At 67.6% G+C, this 18,194-nt stretch carries 15 protein-coding genes and 1 other RNA gene; 10 read left to right on the top strand and 6 right to left on the bottom strand.

Features of this window, described 5'->3' with window-relative positions; genetic code table 11:
- The first annotated feature begins 138 nt into the window (after window positions 1-138).
- The 6 genes from ASE61_RS10380 to ASE61_RS10355 all read left to right on the top strand — a co-directional run bounded on the left by ASE61_RS10380 (window position 139) and on the right by ASE61_RS10355 (window position 3,322).
- Window positions 139-402: a PepSY domain-containing protein gene (locus ASE61_RS10380; protein ID WP_061966810.1), complete on the top strand. Its 264-nt coding sequence runs from the start codon at window positions 139-141 to the stop codon at window positions 400-402.
- Window positions 403-440: 38 nt separating this feature from the next.
- Window positions 441-826: a transfer-messenger RNA gene (gene ssrA, locus ASE61_RS10375) on the top strand.
- A gap of 62 nt (window positions 827-888) precedes the next feature.
- The gene (locus tag ASE61_RS10370) at window positions 889-1,464 is read left to right on the top strand and encodes an SspB family protein (protein WP_061966809.1); all 576 of its coding nucleotides are present in this window, start codon (window positions 889-891) and stop codon (window positions 1,462-1,464) included.
- 26 nt (window positions 1,465-1,490) lie between these two features.
- Window positions 1,491-2,885, top strand: a complete 1,395-nt coding sequence (gene fumC / locus ASE61_RS10365; protein ID WP_061966808.1) for a class II fumarate hydratase — start codon at window positions 1,491-1,493, stop codon at window positions 2,883-2,885.
- 15 nt (window positions 2,886-2,900) lie between these two features.
- Window positions 2,901-3,101, top strand: a complete 201-nt coding sequence (locus ASE61_RS10360) for a DUF4169 family protein (RefSeq protein WP_061966807.1) — start codon at window positions 2,901-2,903, stop codon at window positions 3,099-3,101.
- On the top strand, window positions 3,098-3,322 hold the full coding sequence (locus tag ASE61_RS10355; RefSeq protein ID WP_061966806.1) for a ribbon-helix-helix domain-containing protein: 225 nt from the start codon (window positions 3,098-3,100) through the stop codon (window positions 3,320-3,322). The genes ASE61_RS10360 and ASE61_RS10355 overlap by 4 nt, the downstream gene beginning before the upstream one ends.
- A gap of 118 nt (window positions 3,323-3,440) precedes the next feature.
- Here ASE61_RS10355 and ASE61_RS10350 read toward each other — a convergent pair whose 3' ends face one another.
- Together ASE61_RS10350 and ASE61_RS10345 are read right to left on the bottom strand one after the other, a co-directional pair.
- Window positions 3,441-7,049 carry an AsmA family protein gene (locus ASE61_RS10350; protein ID WP_082617355.1) on the bottom strand — a complete coding sequence of 1,203 codons (3,609 nt, stop codon included), beginning with the start codon at window positions 7,047-7,049 and terminating at the stop codon, window positions 3,441-3,443.
- Between the two features lie 218 nt (window positions 7,050-7,267).
- Window positions 7,268-8,707 (bottom strand): FAD-binding oxidoreductase, encoded by a 1,440-nt coding sequence (locus ASE61_RS10345; protein ID WP_061966804.1) that lies wholly within the window; start codon window positions 8,705-8,707, stop codon window positions 7,268-7,270.
- A gap of 202 nt (window positions 8,708-8,909) precedes the next feature.
- On the opposite strand from ASE61_RS10345, the gene ASE61_RS10340 reads away from it, so the two are divergent.
- Complete coding sequence (locus tag ASE61_RS10340; protein ID WP_061967252.1) at window positions 8,910-9,476, top strand: thioesterase family protein; 567 nt, start codon at window positions 8,910-8,912, stop codon at window positions 9,474-9,476.
- A 12-nt stretch (window positions 9,477-9,488) separates the two neighbouring features.
- Here the strand turns inward: ASE61_RS10340 and ASE61_RS10335 are convergent, their stop codons facing one another.
- From ASE61_RS10335 to ASE61_RS10325, 3 genes are read right to left on the bottom strand one after another with little or no spacing between them, the layout of a single operon-like run.
- On the bottom strand, window positions 9,489-10,283 hold the full coding sequence (locus tag ASE61_RS10335; protein ID WP_061967251.1) for a potassium channel family protein: 795 nt from the start codon (window positions 10,281-10,283) through the stop codon (window positions 9,489-9,491).
- A gap of 33 nt (window positions 10,284-10,316) precedes the next feature.
- Window positions 10,317-10,991: a class I SAM-dependent methyltransferase gene (locus ASE61_RS10330; RefSeq protein ID WP_413813533.1), complete on the bottom strand. Its 675-nt coding sequence runs from the start codon at window positions 10,989-10,991 to the stop codon at window positions 10,317-10,319.
- Complete coding sequence (locus ASE61_RS10325) at window positions 10,988-12,211, bottom strand: DUF3419 family protein (protein WP_061967248.1); 1,224 nt, start codon at window positions 12,209-12,211, stop codon at window positions 10,988-10,990. Before ASE61_RS10325 ends, ASE61_RS10330 begins: the two co-directional genes overlap by 4 nt.
- A 241-nt stretch (window positions 12,212-12,452) precedes the next feature.
- Here ASE61_RS10325 and msrB point away from each other — a divergent pair, with 241 nt between their 5' ends.
- Entirely contained in the window at window positions 12,453-12,884 is a 432-nt protein-coding gene (msrB, locus tag ASE61_RS10320; protein WP_244492809.1) for a peptide-methionine (R)-S-oxide reductase MsrB, read from the top strand.
- A 39-nt stretch (window positions 12,885-12,923) separates the two neighbouring features.
- Here the strand turns inward: msrB and ASE61_RS10315 are convergent, their stop codons facing one another.
- Window positions 12,924-14,564: an acyl-CoA dehydrogenase family protein gene (locus ASE61_RS10315; RefSeq protein WP_244492791.1), complete on the bottom strand. Its 1,641-nt coding sequence runs from the start codon at window positions 14,562-14,564 to the stop codon at window positions 12,924-12,926.
- 139 nt (window positions 14,565-14,703) lie between these two features.
- Here ASE61_RS10315 and ASE61_RS10310 point away from each other — a divergent pair, with 139 nt between their 5' ends.
- Together ASE61_RS10310 and ASE61_RS10305 are read left to right on the top strand one after the other, a co-directional pair.
- Window positions 14,704-15,630 carry an alpha/beta hydrolase gene (locus ASE61_RS10310; RefSeq protein WP_082617353.1) on the top strand — a complete coding sequence of 309 codons (927 nt, stop codon included), beginning with the start codon at window positions 14,704-14,706 and terminating at the stop codon, window positions 15,628-15,630.
- Between the two features lie 132 nt (window positions 15,631-15,762).
- Entirely contained in the window at window positions 15,763-18,144 is a 2,382-nt protein-coding gene (locus ASE61_RS10305; RefSeq protein WP_061966803.1) for an ATP-dependent helicase, read from the top strand.
- Window positions 18,145-18,194 lie beyond the last annotated feature (50 nt).

Genomic DNA, 18,194 nt, shown 5'->3' with positions numbered 1-18,194 from the left:
CTTTGCCGCACATCCTGTCAGCGTATGGCGGGAACCTGTCTCCTCACGCAAACGCGACGGCCCGTGAGGCTCCTCCGTCCGCAAACCCGCCCCAATCGGCGCCGCTCATCGCGCGCTTGATTCGTAGGGATAGTCGACATGCCGACCCTGAACCCGCCGCGCCGTCTGCTGGCGGCGCTCGCTCTCAACGCCCTGATCGTGCTGTCCGCCCATGCCGAGGAGACCTATGCCGGCGCGACAATCTCGGAGCGGCAGGCCCGCGACATCGCCTGGAGCGCCGGGCTTGTCCATGTCGAGGAGATCGTCCGTTCCGGTGATCGCTGGGAGGTTGCCGGCCGCACCGCAGAGGACGACGAGATGAGCCTCGACATCGACATCAGAAATGGTCGCATTCTCGATTGAGGCGGTGAAGCCTCACTCTTTGTCGAAAACGCATGAGAACCCTTTCCCAACGCCACGGGCTTCCCTATATTCGCAGGTGCCGCTCGCAAGAACGGCTATGGCGATAAACGGATCTCGAAATAAGCCTTTCGGACCCGGGGGCAGTACCCGGCGCCTCCACCCCAGCCCTGCGGCGCGAGCAGCAGGAACTTGCGGCCGAGCGGTTGCAGGGCTGCGGCGGGGGCGAAACAGGATCGACGAGGGTGTAAAGGTTATCCTTTTGCTCGGCATGGTTCCGCCGTTATCGGGCCAAAGCATAGTTGCCAACGACAACAATGCTCGGGTCGCCGTCGCCGCGTAAGCGGTGCTGGTTCCCAAACCAAAGCCCTTGCGTTTAGCCGCGTAAGGCGGGGCTCGGAGGCGCCTGGCAACAGAAGCCTCCACTTCTTTTTCTGACGGCCTGCCGGCTGTTCCCGCCGGAACGCAACAAGCGGAAATCGCGCCTCGATGTCCAAGGATGTTCTTCGTTACGATCTCATGGTGCAGGATGCGCTGAAGGGCGTGGTCCGCAAGATCCTGACGGAGGCCGCGCGGGACGGGCTGCCGGGCGAGCACCATTTCTATGTGACGTTCCGCACACAGGCGCCGGGCGTGCGCCTGTCGCAGCGCCTGCGCGAGAAGCATCCCGACGAGATGACGATCGTCCTGCAGCATCAGTTCTGGGATTTGAGCGTCGGCGACCATTCCTTCGAGGTCGGCCTGTCCTTCTCCGGCGTGCCGGAACGGCTGCTCGTTCCCTTCGACGCGATCTCGACCTTCTTCGACCCTTCGGTCCAGTTCGGCCTGAAGTTCGAGGCCCAGGGCGAGCCCGAGGATGCCGCCGCCATGCAGGAAGCCGAGCCGGCCGAAGCGCCGCCCGCGCCGGCCCGGATCGTGCCGGCCGCCCTTCCGGCCACCAAGGGCAAGGCGCCCGCGGCTGAGGCAGCCGCAGCGCCGGCGAAGGCCGAGCCTGCCGTGGAAGGTGACGATGAACGCGGCGGCGCCGAAGTGGTCAGCCTCGATTCCTTCCGCAAGAAGCCCTGACGCAAGAAACCTCGACGACGGACGCCATGACCGAAACGCGCACCGAAACCGATTCCTTCGGCCCGATCGCGGTGCCCGCGGATCGATACTGGGGTGCGCAGACGCAGCGCTCCCTGGAGAATTTCCGTATCGGCGGCGAGAGCGAGCGCATGCCGCTGCCGCTGGTCCATGCGCTGGTGCTGGTCAAGAAGGCTGCCGCCCATGTCAACGCCAAGCTCGGCCTGCTCGACCAGCGCGTCGCCGGCGCGATCGCCCATGCGGCGGACGAGGCGCTCGCCGGCCAATTCGACGGGCATTTCCCGCTGGTGATCTGGCAGACCGGGTCGGGCACCCAGTCCAACATGAATGCCAACGAGGTCCTGGCGAACCGCGCCAACGAGTTGCTTGGTGCGGGCCTCGGCTCCAAGAGCCCGGTCCATCCCAACGACCATGTCAATCGCGGCCAGTCCTCGAACGATTCCTTCCCGACCGCGATGCATATCGCGGCGGTGCTGGAGATCACGCGCCGCCTGCTGCCCGCCTTGCGCAGCCTTGAAAAGGCGCTGAACGCCAAGGTCGAGGCCTTCAAGCATCTGGTCAAGATCGGTCGCACCCATCTTCAGGACGCGACCCCCGTCACGCTCGGCCAGGAATTCTCCGGCTATGCGATGCAGCTTCATCTTGGCATCGGCCGGATCGAGGCGGCGCTCGGCGGGCTCTACGCGCTGGCGCAGGGCGGCACGGCCGTCGGCACCGGGCTCAACACCCATCCGGACTTCGCCGCCTTCTTCGCCAAGGAAACCGCGACGCTGACCGGCCTGCCCTTCCGCAGCGCCGACAACAAGTTCGAGGCGCTGGCGAGCCATGGCGCGCTCGCCGCTGCCCATGGTGCGCTGGCGGCGCTCGCTTCCGACCTGTTCAAGATCGCCAACGACATCCGCCTGATGGGCTCCGGCCCGCGCTCGGGCCTCGGCGAGATCAGCCTGCCGGAGAACGAGCCCGGCTCCTCGATCATGCCGGGCAAGGTCAATCCGACCCAGGCCGAAGCGCTGACCATGGTCGCGACCCAGGTCCACGGCAACCAGGCGACGATCGGCTTCGCGGCCTCGCAGGGCCATTTCGAGCTCAACGTCTTCAAGCCGGTGATCGCAGCCGCCTTCCTGCAATCGGTTCGGCTGCTCGCCGACGCGGCCGAGAGCTTCCGCGTCAACTGCGTCGAGGGCATCGAGGCCAACGAGGCTCAGCTCAAGGAGCTGCTCTCGCGCTCGCTGATGCTGGTGACGGCGCTCGCGCCGGCGATCGGCTACGACAAGGCCGCCAGCATCGCCAAGGCCGCCCATCACAACGGTACGACGCTGCGCGAGGAAGCGCTGAAGGCCGGCGTCGACGCCGAGCTCTTCGACAGCACGGTCAAGCCCGAGCTGATGCTCGGCCCGGCCTGACACGAGGCTCGCCCGGTGGCCGAGATCATCAACCTCCGTCAGGCGCGCAAGCAGAAGGCGCGCGCCACGGCTGAGAAGACGGCCGAGCAGAACCGCATCTCCTTCGGCCGGACCAAGGCCGAGCGCAAGCTGACCGAGGCCGAACGCGACAAGGCCGCCCGCCATATCGACGGGCACAGGCTCAACCGCGGCGACGACGAGCCGGAGCCGGCATGAAGCCGGAGCGCAAGCGCTCGCTCAGCATCGCCGGCCACCGCACCAGCATCTCGCTGGAAGCCCCCTTCTGGGAGGCACTGAAGGAGATCGCGGCGAGCGAAGATCGCCCGATTGCCGCGCTTGTCGCCGAGGTCGATTCCGGGCGAGGCGAGCTGAACCTCTCCTCCGCCCTGCGGCTGCATGCGCTGGCGCATTACCGGCGGTTGGCGGGCGGCGCCTGAGACGGCGCGGTCGATTGCCAGCCATCGACAAACCGGCATCGCCAATCAGAATACCGTTCTTGGTCAGGCGCTTATCGAAAGATCCGGAATCAAATCGCGAATCCGTTGAATCGAGCTCTCAACGCGCCGGCGCGCTGCGCGGCTGCGGCACAGGCTGGATCTGCATCGGCGGCGGCAATGGCGCGACGCCACCGGTCGGCGGCTGGACCGCTCCTTCCGGCGAGCTGCTGCGCGGCGCCCCCGGCAGCACGAGCGGGCCGGGCTGCGGTTGTGGCTGAGCTTGCGGCGCCGCCGATTGCGCAGCCGCCCGCTCGGCTGCGGCCCGGGCGCGCTCTTCGGCTTCCGCTCGTCGGCGCGCTTCCAGCTCGGCGCGAGCCTGCTCGGCGCGCCTGATCTCCTCGGCGCGCTTCTCTTCGGCCAGACGCCGTTCCTCCTCGATGCGCCGCGCCTCTTCCTGGCGTTTCTCCTCGGCGAGGCGAGCCTCCTCCTGCGCCTTCAGGAACTCGCCCAGCTTGCGCTCGTTCTCACGCATCTCGCGCTCGGCCCGGAGCCGGCGCGCATGCAGCGAACGCTCGCGCGCATCGGCCTCGAAAGCCTCGACCCGCTCGATCTCGCGCGCCAGCGCCCGCGCCGCAACGGTGTTCGACAAGGCGCTGACATCGCTCTCGCGCCGGAGGCTCGACAGCGGTCCTCGCCAGGCGATGCCGATCTGCGGCGCATCGCCCGGCCAGCCCTTGGGCAGGGCACCCAGCGGCTTCAGGCCGAGCCTGAGATCGGCGGTCAGCGCGCGCAGGTCGAGAACGCCGCTCGCCTCGGCACGCAACCCGCTGCGCTCGAAGGCGAAGGGCTGGAGCCGGATCAACCCGCCGGCCAAGGTGAACGGCAATGTAATGTCGCCGAGAGCCCAGGCATCCTTGTCGAGCGCCTCGCTGAGACGGTCCCGCAAGCGCGACGCGTCGCTCTCGGACGCATCCTCGCCGGTCCCTGCGATGATCCTCGCATAGGCGTTGGGGTCGAAGCGGGCGAGGCGCGTGCCGTTGAGCGCCAGGCTGCCGGCACCGCTCAGGCCCGCGACCAGCCGCGCCGGCGTCTCGCCCGAACCGCCGAACTCGATCTGCCCCGAGGTCTTGCCGCCGACGGCGCCCCTGGTCAATTCGCCGAGATCGATCGCCATCGCGCTGAGCCGGCCATTGATTTGGGCGAGCCCGCCATCGCGCCGCAGGCCGAGTCGCCCGGCGACCTGCCCGCCGCCATAGCTGCCGCGTATATCGTCGATCCTGAGGCCGTCCTGGTCCGTCCGCAGGGTGAAAGCGGCATTGCGGATGGTGCCGTCCTCGAAGGCGAGCAGCGCGCCGGTCTCGACTGCGATGTCGAAATCGGGGAACCCGGCAATGCGTCCGAAGCGCCCGGTCGACCAGATCGCACCGGGAGCAACGGCGACTTGCCCGAGCGCCGCATTCATCAGCGGACGCAGATCGACGGTCGGGACCGCGATACGACCTGACGAGCGCCCCTCACGCGGCAGCAGCAGCGAGCCGCTTACCGCCATCCCGCCGAGATGGGCGGTGATCTCGTCGAGCCGGATCGCCTCCTCGGCAATGGTGAGCCGCGCATGCGCATCGATGACGCCGTCCGGCAGCAATCGCGCTGGCCCCTCGGCAAGGATCTGTCCCGGCCCATCCGCCTGCATGCTCAGTTGAGGCCCCTGTCCGCTATCCTCGACGACAACCGACAGCCCCTGCCCCGCCAGCGAGCCCGTTGCCTTGCCCCGGTCCAGTTCGAGGTTGAACTGCCCCGCGCCACCCTGCTGCGGCAGCGGCAGGCCGAGAGCCGCAAAGGCCTGCCGCCGGTCGTTGAGCTCGAAGCCCAAAGCCGCCCGGCTCCAGTTGCCGGCCCGGTCGATCCGTCCGTCGAGCTTGAGCTTGCCGGCTGCGGCCGTGCCTTCGGCGGACAGGCTGGTCTCGCCCGAAGCCGCGCGCGTCAGGCGGAAACCGGTATCGAGCCGCGCCAATCCCTCGCCGACGCGCTGGAGCGCCTGCACCGCGGTTTCCGGCAGCAGCGGTCCGGCCAGCGCCGTCAATGTCTCGAAGCGCGGCGCCCGCACCCGGCCGGAAATCTCGCCGCCCTCCGCCAGCAGCGCGCCGGCACCGGTGACCGCCACACCACCGAAGCCTTCGACCGAAAGCCGGCTCAGCCGCCAGATATCGCCCTCGCGACGGAGGTCGAGATTGGCCGAGCCCGGCGGCGCGTTGCGGAAGCGCAGATTGGTGAGCACGAGCTCCAGCGCCACATCGCGCTGCCGCAACAGGCCGGAGAGACTGGTGCCGGGCGGCAGGGTATCGAGCGAAAGCCCATTCACGGAGGCCTTCGCCGCGATCCGGTTCGGTGCGATCTCGCCGGAAGCCTCGAGCCGCAAACCCGCCGAGCCCGCGACCAGCAGGCGCTGGAACCGGCCGCCCTGGCCCGTCCAGGCGCCGACGGCATCGGCATCGATCCGACCGAGGCGCGCAATGAAATCGGCCAGCGCCGGGTCGAGCCCGGCCCGCGCCAATACCAGCCCGACACGGCGGGCATCGTCGGCCTTGAGGTTGAACCGGCCCGAGGCCCCTTCCGAACTCAGGCTGCCGCTCGCGCCCAGCAACGCGCCGGCCACGCGCACCGAAGCAGAGGCATCGCTCAGGCCGCCGTCATGCAGGCGCCCGCGCAGGGCGAGCGTCGAGAAATCCTCGCCGCGCCAGATCAACTGGTCGAGATCGAGGCTGACATCGAAAGCGCCGGGCAGGCCCTGCAAGGCGCGTTCGAAGCCCTGCCGCTCAGCCAGCGCCGTCATCAGCGCATCGGCATCGAGCCGCCGCGCGCGCAGCGCCAGCGAGCCCTTGCCCGTTCCGGGCAGGTATTGCCCCTCGCCTTCCAGCCGTGCCGCCCCGCCCGCGACATCGAGCGTGAGCCCGGCGAGATCGAGCTGCCTGCTGCCGCCCTTGACGCGCCCGGTCAGCGCGACTGCCCCGCCCGGCGAGAGATTGAAGGCGCCGTCCAGTTCCGCCCCGAAGCCTTCCGCCCCTTTCGGGAAGAGCAGCGCGCCGTCGAAGCCGAGCTGCAGGTCCTCGCCGGTGAGATAGGCCTTGGTCCGCAGCCGCCCGTCGGCCTCCATCTCTCCGGTCGTGACACGCAGCGACGCCCCCGCGACCTCGCCCTCGAAGCGCCACGGGCCGGCAAGGCTCACCGCCGACATTTCAGCCGCGATCGGCGAGAGCGTGACGGCTGGTTTCCTGGCCTCGCGCCAGATCAGGGTCGAACGGCTGATCGTCAGGCGATCGAGGCTCGCCCCTGCCGGAATGCCCTTGCCGCTTCGCTTGGGCAGGCGAATGAAGCCCGCCTCGTCCAGCAAGAGAGAAACCGCCGCACCGTCGAGCCGCGCTTCGGAGAAACGAAAATCGCCGCGGGCGAGCGCCGCCAGCGCCAATTCCACGGTCACATGTTCGGCCGTCGCTGAACTTGCCGAGCCGTCGCCCGGCCCGATCCGCACATCCTCGAGCGCAATGCGTGGCGATGGCAGCAGCCGCAGGCCGATCCCGCCACCGATCTGCGTCTCGACGCCGAGCGCCTCGCTCAGCCGCGCCTCGATCTGCGGCCGATAGGCCTGCCAGTCGACGAAACCGGGGCCGATCAGGGCCGCCAGCAGCGCCAGCACCAGCAGGCCGGCCAGAACTGTGAGACTCTCACGCAAATTCCGCTGTCTACCCCTGTCGCTCGTGGAGCGGCGCCGCTTTTCAGCCTACCCCGACCTTGCGACCGAACCACGCCGTCATCCCGCAGTTGCCCCGGAATGACGGGTCCGTTTCGTCGCAAGGACGGTCTGCGCCGGAATATCCCATCCTGCCCGCAAGTCGCGGCGAGATCACGACATTTCGGCGAAGGAAACCAAGGGCGCAAGCCGTAACGACATCACAGGGCGACGATTTTTCCGGGATTGAGGATATTGCGCGGGTCGAGCGACCGTTTCAGCACCCGCATCACCGCGAGCGCCTCGGCCCCGTGCTCCAGCTCGAGATACTTCATCTTCTTCTGACCGACGCCGTGCTCGCCGGTGCAGGTGCCGCCCATGGCGAGCGCCCGCTTCACCAGCCGGTCGATGAAGCCCTGCGCCCGCTCGACCTCGGCGGCATCAGCGAGATCGACCAGCGGCTGCGTGTGGAAATTGCCGTCGCCGACATGCCCGGCGATCGGCGCGATCAGGCCGGTGGCTTCGATGTCGCGCTTGGTCTCCTCGACGCATTCGGCCAGGCGGGAGATCGGCACGCAGACATCGGTCGCGACCGAATCGAAGCCGGGGCGCAGGGCCTTCGCCGCCCAATAGGCGTCATGGCGCGCCTGCCAGAGCTTGGAGCGGTCTTCCGCCTTGGTCGCCCATTCGAACGGGCCGCCGCCGAATTCGGCCGCGATCTCGCCGAAGCGCTCGGACTGCTCCTTCACGCCCGCTTCGGTCCCGTGGAACTCGACGAACAGCATCGTCGTCTCGGCCAGGCCGAGCTTGGCGTGCAGATTGACGCCGCGGATCATCACGTCGTCGAGCAATTCGATGCGCGCGACCGGCAGGCCGGTCTGGATCGTCAGGATCGTCGCGTCGCAGGCCGCCTTCACCGAAGGGAACGGACAGACGCCGGCAGAGACCGCCTCCGGGATGCCGTGCAGCTTCAGCGTCACCTCGGTGATGATGCCGAGCGTGCCTTCCGAGCCGACCAGCAGGCGGGTGAGGTCGTAGCCGGCCGAGGTCTTGCGGGCCCGCGTCGAGGTCTTGACGACCGAGCCGTCGGCCATCACCGCGGTCAGCGCCAGGACATTGTCTTTCATCGTGCCATAGCGGACCGCATTGGTGCCGGAGGCGCGCGTCGCCGCCATGCCGCCGATCGAGGCGTCGGCGCCGGGATCGATCGGGAACATCAGGCCCTGGTCGCGCAGATGCTCGTTGAGCTCCTTGCGGGTGACGCCGGCCTCGACGACGACGTCGAGATCCTCGGCATGAACCGCGATGATCCGCTTCATCTGCGACATGTCGATGCAGACGCCGCCGAAGACGGCGTTGACATGGCCCTCCAGCGAAGTGCCGGTGCCGAAGGCGATGACGGGCACGCCATGGGCGGCACAGAGCTTCACGATCTGCGAGACCTCGTCCGTGCTCTGCGGGAACACCACCGCATCCGGGGGCTGGTTCGGGATCCAGGTCAGCGTATGGCCGTGCTGCTGGCGCACGGCGAGGCTGGTGACCAGCCGGTTGCCGAAGCTTGCCGCCAAGCCTTGCGTTACCGCCGCGATCGCCTCCGGCGAGGGCGGCAGCACTGCGGCGGAGGCAGGGCTGGCATGAGGGGCGGCGCTGGGCAGGCTCATTGTCAACATCCAGGTTGGGCGCTTAGACTTGGAACAGATCGGTTTCGCAATTGGTTACGCTTCGACATGGTCCTGCCATACTGGCCGGTCCAAGATGCTGACGCCGCTTGCGAGCGATGCATACTAGATCATGCGACGATGAAATGGGCAGCGGCAATAATGCCGCCGGCCCTTGAACGAGGCGCCTGTCAGGGAGGCGATCATGAAACACGATACGCGCGCCCCGGCGCTGTTCTTCGCCCCCTTCGTCTCCTCGGCGATGCGGGTCGAGCCGCAATGGATCGACTATAACGGCCATCTCAACATGGCCTATTACCATGTGCTGTTCGACCGCGCGGTCGACGAGGTCTTCTCGCTGGTCGGCCTCACCCGCGACTATGTCGAGACGCGCCACGCCTCCACCTTCGCGGCGGAGTGCCACATCCTCTACAAGCGCGAGTTGACCGAGGGCGATCTCGTCCGCATCACCGCGCAGCTCATCGCCTTCGACGACAAGCGCCTGCATTACTATCTTGAGATGCGGCACGCCAACGAGGGCTGGCTTGCGGCGACCAGCGAGAACCTGTCGCTGCATGTCGACATGATCAGTCGGAAGGTCACGCCCTTCCCGGCCGATATCCTTGCCAATATCGCCCTGATGAAGGCCGCGCACAGCATGATGCCGCTGCCAGTCACGATCGGCCGCATCATCGGCATGCCCCGAAAATCGGCGATCCGGGTCGAGGACACGGCTGAAGAGCGCGAGACCGAGACCGAAACCCGGCATTGAACAATCGCCGCCTCAGGGATCGTCGTCGGGAATCTTGAGCTTGTGCCCGCAGGCCTTGCAATAGACCGCGTCGGGCTCGTGGCGCTGGAGCGCGCATTCCGGGCAGGGAAACAGCACTTTGTTCGGGCGGAACAGCGCCTGCGCCAGGCGCACGAACAGCGTGATCCCGACGATCATCACCAGGATCGAGGTCAGCTTGCCGGCGATGCCCGGCAGGACCACGTCGCCGAACCCTGTCGTGGTCACCGTCGCGACCGTGAAGTAGAGCGCCTGGACGTAGCTTTCGAGCCCGCCCTCCTGCCGGAAGAAGAAGGTGTAGACGAAGCCGGTCACCACGAAGAGGAAGGTCGCGATATTGCCGAGCGCGCGGACCACATTCTCCCATTCGCGGAAGCGGGTTTCGCGGAACTGGGCCCAGACGATGCCCTTATGCGACAGCGACCACAGCCTGAGGATGCGCAGGAAGCCGAAATTCTCCAGCCATTGCGGCATGAGCAGCGTCAGCAGGATGAAGAGGTCGAGCAGCATGGTCGGCTGGCGCAGCAGCCGGAGCATGTTGGTCGAGGCCAGCAGGCGCGCCGCGATCTCGGCGACCATGATCACCGCGACCGAGTAATCGATCCAGAGGAAGGCCGCATTCTCCCTGAGCAATGGCGTCAGGATGAAGAAGGCGATGATCAGGAGATCGACGACCGTCGTCACCGCCTGGAAGCGCAACGCGGCGGGCGAGCGGCCGTGATAGAGCTGACGCAGCCGGTCGCGGAGAACCTCGAAGCGGCTTTCGTCGGAGGGGTCGGCTGAATCCATCGCCGGCAGCATAGGCATTCACGCGGCGTGCCGCTACGCCGCCCGGCGGTGCGTGACGACGGCATGCACCGCATAACCGCGATAGGGCGCGTCAAGCCGGCAATCGGCCCCGGCCGCTTCGGCAATGGCCCGCACGGCCTGCGGCAGGTTCTCCCGCGGCGTGACATGGAACAGCGCGAGCCAGCGCAGCAGCACGGCCTTGAACGGCCCCGGCAATCCGGCCTGGTCGCCGAAATCGACGATATGCAGCGAGCCGCCGGCAGCGAGCCGGCGCAGCGCCTCGGCGACGACGCCCTGCCAGGGCGGGATCATCGACAGCGCATAGGAGATGACGATCCGATCGAAGCCGGCAAGGCCGAACAGCGCTTGAGGATCCAAAGCAGTGGCATCGGCCTGGGCAAGCCTGATCCGGTCATCGAGGCCCGCCTTCGCAACCGATATCTTCGCCGTCGCCAGCATCGCGCTGGAAACGTCGAGTCCGTAGCAGGCGCAATCCGGATAGCGCCGGGCGATCCGGATCAGGTTGCGTCCGGTGCCGCAGCCGATCTCCAGCACGGTCGCGCCGGCCGGGGGCTGCAACCCGTCGATGAGCTGGTCGCGGCCGAGCAGATAGAATTTCCGGCTGGCATCGTAGATATGGCGCTGGTGCCGGTAGATTCGGTCCATCAGCCCGGCGGCCGGGCCGGCCGGCGTCTCCGCCGCGCTCACCGGCCCTGGCCCTTCAGGACATAGAGGTGGAAGCCGCCATAGATTGCCGAGCGGTCCTGCCGGCAGAGCTCGCGGCTCGTCTCCTCCTCGTAATGCCACTGGTCGAGGATCGCCGCGGGCACGCGGCCGGGCAGCAATCTCTCGTCGGCCGCCGTGCGGAAGATCACCCGCGCGCCCGGCCGGGCCGTGCGCGTGATCTGCGACCACAACGCCGTCAGATCGGCGTCGTTCATCCAGTCCTGCGCATCGAGCAGCACATAGGCGTCGCAGCTCTCGGCCGGCTCGCCCTCCAGGAAGTCCGTGACCGCGCTCTGGCGATAGGACACGCCCGAGGCCCGCGCCTTCACCGCCGCGAAATGTTCCGGCTGAAGATAAGGCGGGAAGGCTGCATCCGGCCCCTCGCCATAGCGCCGGCCAAAGGCCTGCTGGGCAAAGTAGTTGTCCTTGAGGTCGAAATCACAGGCCAGCCGTTCCAGCCGGAGCTTCAGCGCACCGAGAATGCCGTCCTCGCCATCGGCGGACAGTGCCTTGTACTGCGCCGGCGGGATGCCCAGCCCGTAGAGCGAGGCCGGCTGGCGCACCAGCCAGCGGATCAGCTTGCGCTCGAAGACCGGCGCGAGATGCCTGTCGTAGAGCGCCCGCTGCTCGGCCCGGTCGCGCGCCGCCAGCATCGCCCTGGGATTGCCACCGAGCAGCCGCGCCAGCATATGACCCGTGCCGATGAAGCGGCCGAGCAGCCCGTAGCGGTGGAAGCCCCGAGCAAAGAGGTTGATCCGGCGCCGCCCGTTCAGCCCCCGCCCCTCCCAGTAACCGCGCGAGACGACATCGAGATGACCGGCGATCTCGCGGTCGTAGAGCGCGACATTGGCACTATCCTTCGCCCGGCCGAAGAAGCGCAGGAAATCCTCCTGCCGCTCCATCCGCGCCAGCGCCGCGAGCTTGAGGCGGCCCAGCGCGATATGGGTGGCGTTGAGATCGACCGCGCTGACCCGGATAGGCGCCGCCGTCAGATAGGAGAGGATGTTGCAGGAGCCGGACGCGATCGCCACGACATGGTCGTCGGCCTTGAGCCCGAGTGCCGCCATGTCGACGACGGGGTCCTCCCAGATCTGCGGATAGACCAGGCCGGAAAAGGCGCGGGCGAACAGCCATTCCAGTAGGCCGGCCTTGGACAGCGTCTTGCTGCGCCGGACGGCCTGCCCCAGACCGGAGCTGGTCATGCGGCGGGCTGCGCGGGCCGTTTGGGTCGCCTGTTGCGTCACCGGTTTTCCTCCCTTTGCGGGTGGCCGGGCTGCTAGAGGAGTCGCGTGACGGTCAGGTGACGTCTTGCGTTGCGCTGCCACGGCATCGTGAGGCTGCCTGGACTCGACAGGGCTGAAATCTCGGGTGCAAAGCGCCATATTGGGGCACGAAAGCCGATGAGGCGCCGCCCCCGCTGACAAGGAGATCGCAATGGGTCTGATGAGCATGTTCGGCGAGCCGAAGAAGCAGGACGAGAGTTTCCCCTTCCAGCTCACGGACGCCGAGTGGCGCGCGCGGCTGACGCCGGAGCAGTATCAGGTCCTGCGCGGCCATGGCACGGAGCGGGCCGGCTCCTGCGCGCTCAATTACGAGAAGCGCGCCGGCACCTTCTCCTGCGCCGGCTGCGGCCAGAAGCTGTTCAAATCGGGCAAGAAATTCGAGAGCGGCACCGGCTGGCCGAGCTTCGACCAGCCGCTGGAAGGCGCGGTCGAGACCAGCGAGGACCGCAAGTTCGGCATGGTCCGCGTCGAGGTGCATTGCGCCAATTGCGGCGGCCATCTCGGCCACGTCTTCCCGGACGGCCCGCCACCCACCGGCCTGCGCTACTGCATCAACGGCGTGGCGATGGATTTCGAGCCGGAAGCAGCCTGACAACGCCGTCATGCTCGGGCTTGACCCGAGCATGACGTTTCAGACAGCGGGGACGGCCCGTCGTGTCAGCGCCGCCGCATCGACACCTGGCGGCAGATCGCCGAATTGCCCTGACCAGCTCTCACCCAGCCGCGTCGCGATGAACGCATCCGCCACGGCGGCCGGCGCAAAGCGCAGCAGCAACGAGCCCTGCAGCAGCAGCGCAAGCCGCTCCGTCAATCGCCTTGCCTGCCCCTCGTTGCGCATCATCTCCGGCAATTCGCTCTCCAAACGCTTCAGCGCCACGTCATAGCGCCGGTCCGCCCCGGCAGCCGCCATCATCTCCGCCCGCAGCACGTCGACTGCCCCCTCCTCGCGCGCCAGCGAGCGCAGCACATCGAGACAGATGACATTGCCGGAGCCTTCCCAGATCGCGTTCAGCGGTGCCTCCCGATAGAGCCGGGCCATGGGATTTTCCTCGATGAACCCGTTGCCGCCATGGCATTCCAGCGCCTCGGCGACGACGGCCGGCGCCCGCCGCGTGATCCAGTATTTCGCGATCGGCGCGCCAACCCGCGCCAACAGGCGTTCGCTCTCAGACGCCTCCTGCCGGTCAAGCGCCGCGAATAGCCGGAAGGCAAGCCAGGCCGCGGCTTCCGCCTCGATGGCGATATCGGCCAGCACGTTCTGCATGATCGGCTGGTCGATCAGCGCCTTCTGGAAGGCGCGGCGATGCTGGGCATGATGCGCCGCGAGCGAGACCGCCATCCGCATCAGCCCGGACGAGGCCGCCGCGATATCGAGGCGCGAATTATGGTTCATCGAAAGACCGGTGCGGATGCCCCTGCCTAGCTCGCCGATGAGATGGCCGATAGCTCCCCTGAACTCGACCTCCGAAGAGGCATTCGAGCGATTGCCGACCTTGTCCTTGAGTCGCTGGATCGCGACGCCGTTGCGCGTCCCATCCGGCAGCCAGCCCGGCACGACGAAGCAGGAGATGCCCTCGCCCGTCCGCGCCAGCGTGAGGAAGACGTCGGAATGCGGCACCGAGAAGAACCACTTCCTGCCATGCAGCGACCACGTCCCGTCGCGATTATCCTCGGCCACGGTCTGGGTCTGGCGCAGATCCGAGCCGCCTTGCGTTTCCGTCATCGCCGTGCCGACAGTCGCGCCCGTCTTGAGATGCGCCGGCCCTTGTCGCGGATCGTAGCGACCGGAAGTGACGAGCGAGCCCCATCGCTCCCACAAAGCCGCGTCCTGCTTCAGCACCGGCACGGCAGCATAGGTCATGCTGATCGGGCAGCAGATGCCGCTTTCCGCGCCGTACCAGAGATATTGCAGGGCCGCCCGTGCCACCTGCGCGCCGAGCTCGGGACGGTTCCAGGCGAGCGCATGCGTCTCCTGCCCGATGGCGAGCCCCATCAACTCGTGCCAGGCCGGATGAAAGCCGATCTCGTCGATGCGGTTGCCGAAGCGGTCGAACGCCTTCAATTCGGGCGTGTAGCGATTGGCGAGCCAGGCCAGCTCCTGCACTCTGGCGGAGCCGACCGTCCGCCCGGCTTCGTGCAGCCGCTCGCGCGCCCAGTCCGCCCCGAAAGCAGAAACGATCCCCGGCAGCACCGGATCGGCGCCGAAGGCGTCGTAATCCGCCAGCACCGGCACCTGGTTGGTCACCTGATCGGCATACGGCATCTGCGCCATGGCCTTCCCTCCGATCCGCGTCGTTAACCACCAGACTATGCCGGCATCCGCCGATTGCGAATCCGCCCGATTGCTGCCCGAGTTCCTCCCTCACCTCGCCCCGCGCGCTGCGACCGGTGCGTGACGACGGAGATCTCACGTGCAGCGACGCCTTTCGAATACCCTGCTGATTGCCCTCATCGCCGGCCTCAGTGCCTCCGTCGCTCCCGCGCACGCCCAGGCCCAACCGGTGCTGAAGGTTCAGGCAGGTGACGGCCGCCCCTACGAAATTGCCGACAGCGAGGTCTGGGACGTGCCCGATCCGGTCTCGCGCCGCGGCTATCAGGTTTTCGTCGCCTTGCCGCCCTCCTATGCGAAGGAGCCGCAGCGGCGTTATCCGGTGCTCTACGTCACCGACGCCGACTATGCCTTCCCGATCCTCCGCCAGATCAGCCGCCGCCTGAACCTCGAAGGACCCAAGGTGGAGGACTTCATCCTGGTCGGGCTGTCCTATGCCAAGGGCGAAGATGGCGCTGTCAGCCGCCGGCGCGACTACACGCCGACACCGAACGGGCCGCGCACAGCACCGGCCGGCGCGGTTCACGGCCAGGGGCCAGCCTACCAGACCTATCTCCGCGATCAGGTGAAGCCGTTCATCGCCGCCCGCTATCGAATCGATCCCGCCAGGGCGCTCTTTCTCGGCCATTCCTACGGCTCCCTGCTGGGCGCGCAGATCCTGTTCACCGAGCCCGGCCTGTTCAGCGGCTATATCCTCGGCAGCCCCTCGCTCTGGTACGACAAGCGCCACGCTTTGGAGCTGGAAGCGCGCTACGCCGCCCGGAGCAAGGACCTGCCGGCCAAGGTCTATCTCTATGTCGGCGCCTATGAGGCGCAACGCAAAAACGACCGGCGCTACAGCCAGACGGTCGATATGGTCGCCGACAACCGGGCTCTTGAAGCCGCATTGCGCGGCCGGAAATATCCGAGCTTGAATCTGAAGTCCGTCGTCCTCGACGATGAGGATCACCTCAGCGTCGCGCCGCGCGGCTTCACGCAGGGCCTGAAATACCTGCTGCCGGCGCGCTGAGCCGACAGGCGGGGGGATGCTGCCACCTCCCTGTGGAGCGGAGTATAAAATGATCGCTCCGGCAGGGCGCAATCCTGACATCGACGCCCTATATTCGCCGGAGAACGAATCACGCACGAGCACCGCGCACCCTTGTCCGAGACCGATCCTTTTTCCGCTCCCCCGCCTCGCCCCGGCGGCCTTGCCGCGCGCGCTGCCGCGCAGCCTGCGGCCGGCTATCTGGCGGGGCTGAACCCGGAGCAGCGCCAGGCGGTCGAGGCGACGGACGGTCCTGTACTGGTGCTCGCCGGTGCCGGCACCGGCAAGACCCGCGTGCTGACCACCCGCATCGGCCACCTGATCTCGACCAGCCGCGCCTATCCCTCGCAGATCCTCGCCGTGACCTTCACCAACAAGGCGGCGCGCGAGATGAAGGAGCGCGTCGCCCATCTCGTCGGCCCGGTCGCCGAGGGCATGCCATGGCTCGGCACCTTCCATTCGATCTCGGCCAAGCTCCTGCGCCGCCATGCCGAACTGCTCGACCTGCGCAGCGATTTCACCATCCTCGACACAGACGACCAGATCCGCCTGATGAAGCAGGTGATCCAGGCCGAGAACATCGACGAGAAGCGCTGGCCCGGCCGCATGCTGGCCGGCTTCATCGATAGCTGGAAGAACCGCGGCCTCAGCCCTAAGGACGTGCCCGCCGGCGAGGCCGCCGTCTTCGCCCATGGCAAGGGCGGCAAGCTCTACGCCGCCTATCAGGAGCGGCTGAAGGCGCTGAACGCCGTCGATTTCGGCGATCTGCTGCTGCATTGCCTGACGCTGTTCCGCGACTATCCGGACGTGCTCCAGACCTATCACGACCGCTTCCGCTACATCCTCGTCGACGAGTACCAGGACACCAACACGGCGCAGTATCTCTGGCTGAGACTTCTCGCCCAGGGCCGTCGCAACATCTGCTGCGTCGGCGACGACGACCAGTCGATCTATGGCTGGCGCGGCGCCGAGGTCGACAACATCCTGCGCTTCGAGCACGATTTTCCGGGCGCGACCGTGATCCGGCTGGAGCGCAACTACCGCTCGACCGGCCATATCCTCGCCACCGCCTCCAAGCTGATCGCCCGCAACGAGGGCCGCCTCGGCAAGACGCTGCGCACCGAGGACGCGCTCGGCGAGAAGGTCACCATCACCGGCGCCTGGGACAGCCAGGAGGAAGCCCGCCTGATCTCCGACGAGATCGAGGCGATGCAGGCGAAGGGCCAGGATCTCGGCCAGGTCGCGGTGCTCGTGCGCATCTCCGCGCAGATGCGCGAGATCGAGGAGCGCTTCGTCCAGGCCGGCGTGCCCTATCGCGTCATCGGCGGCCCGCGCTTCTACGAGCGTGCCGAAATCCGCGATGCGCTCGCCTATTTGCGCTGCGTCGTCTCAGCCACCGACGACCTCGCCTTCGAGCGCATCGTCAACGTGCCCAAGCGCGGGCTCGGCGACGCGACGGTCCAGCTCCTGCACAACCATGCCCGCGCCACCGGCTTCTCGCTGATGCAGTCGGCCCGCGCCGCGGTCGAGAGCGACGAGTTGAAGCCCAAGGCCCGTACCGCGCTGCGCGAGCTGGTCGATGCCTTCGGCCGCTGGTCGACCCGCGCCGAGCATATGCCGCAGGGCGAGCTCGCCGAGCTGGTTCTGGAAGAGAGCGGCTATACCGAGATGTGGAAGAAGGACCGCTCGGCCGATGCGGCCGGGCGCCTGGAAAACCTCAAGGAACTCGTCCGCTCGCTCGACGAGTTTCCCGACCTGCCGTCCTTCCTCGAACACGTCTCGCTGGTGATGGATGTCGCCGATGGCGAGGCCGAGGCCCGCGCCTCGATCATGACGCTGCACGCCGCCAAGGGGCTGGAATTCGACACGGTCTTCCTGCCCGGCTGGGAGGAAGGCCTGTTCCCGAACCAGCGCGCGCTCGACGAGAGCGGTCGCGCCGGTCTGGAGGAGGAGCGCCGCCTCGCCCATGTCGGCCTCACCCGCGCCCGCAAGAAGCTGAAGCTCTATTTCGCCTCGAACCGGCGCATCCACGGCCTCTGGCAGACCAGCCTGCCCTCCCGCTTCATCGACGAACTGCCGGAGGAGCATGTCGAGGTCGAGCAGGCAGCGAGCAGCTATTCGCAGGGCGGCTACGGCGCCTCGCGCTTCGACCGGATGGAGAGCTTCGGCTCCAGCTACAACACGCCGGGCTGGCAGCGTGCGCAGGAGAACCGCGCGAAGAACAGCGGCGGCGGCAGCGGCTTCTCGGAAAGCGGCCGCGGCTTCGGCCAGGGCGGTTTCGGCAGCTCCTCGCGCCAGCGCGGCCCGCTCATGATCGAGGGCGAGCTGACGGCGAAATCATCCGGCGAATCCGCCTACGGCACCGGCGCCCGCGTCTTCCACGTCAAATTCGGCCCCGGCTCGGTCGCCAGCGTCGACGGCAACAAGCTGACCGTCGATTTCGACAAGGCCGGGCGGAAGATGGTGCTGGACTCGTTCGTGCAGAAGGCGGGGTGAGCCATCTGCACAAAGCTGTGACTTGGCTTGATTGCCTACTTACTAGTAGG

It is taken from the genome of Allobosea sp. Root670 (assembly GCF_001429415.1).
Classification (GTDB): domain Bacteria; phylum Pseudomonadota; class Alphaproteobacteria; order Rhizobiales; family Beijerinckiaceae; genus Allobosea; species Allobosea robiniae.
The sequence above is the reverse complement of the archived record's forward strand: the minus strand, read 5'-3'. Positions and strand labels throughout refer to the sequence as shown.

What these genes read in the sequence shown, in the direction of transcription:
- ASE61_RS10380 (WP_061966810.1), top strand. Translation starts at nt 139, where the DNA reads ATGCCGACCCTGAACCCGCCGCGCCGTCTGCTGGCGGCGCTCGCTCTC.
- ASE61_RS10370 (WP_061966809.1), top strand. Translation starts at nt 889, where the DNA reads ATGTCCAAGGATGTTCTTCGTTACGATCTCATGGTGCAGGATGCGCTG.
- fumC (WP_061966808.1), top strand. Translation starts at nt 1,491, where the DNA reads ATGACCGAAACGCGCACCGAAACCGATTCCTTCGGCCCGATCGCGGTG.
- ASE61_RS10355 (WP_061966806.1), top strand. Translation starts at nt 3,098, where the DNA reads ATGAAGCCGGAGCGCAAGCGCTCGCTCAGCATCGCCGGCCACCGCACC.
- ASE61_RS10345 (WP_061966804.1), bottom strand. Translation starts at nt 8,707, where the DNA reads ATGAGCCTGCCCAGCGCCGCCCCTCATGCCAGCCCTGCCTCCGCCGCA.
- ASE61_RS10340 (WP_061967252.1), top strand. Translation starts at nt 8,910, where the DNA reads ATGAAACACGATACGCGCGCCCCGGCGCTGTTCTTCGCCCCCTTCGTC.
- ASE61_RS10335 (WP_061967251.1), bottom strand. Translation starts at nt 10,283, where the DNA reads ATGGATTCAGCCGACCCCTCCGACGAAAGCCGCTTCGAGGTTCTCCGC.
- ASE61_RS10325 (WP_061967248.1), bottom strand. Translation starts at nt 12,211, where the DNA reads ATGACCAGCTCCGGTCTGGGGCAGGCCGTCCGGCGCAGCAAGACGCTG.
- msrB (WP_244492809.1), top strand. Translation starts at nt 12,453, where the DNA reads ATGAGCATGTTCGGCGAGCCGAAGAAGCAGGACGAGAGTTTCCCCTTC.
- ASE61_RS10315 (WP_244492791.1), bottom strand. Translation starts at nt 14,564, where the DNA reads ATGGCGCAGATGCCGTATGCCGATCAGGTGACCAACCAGGTGCCGGTG.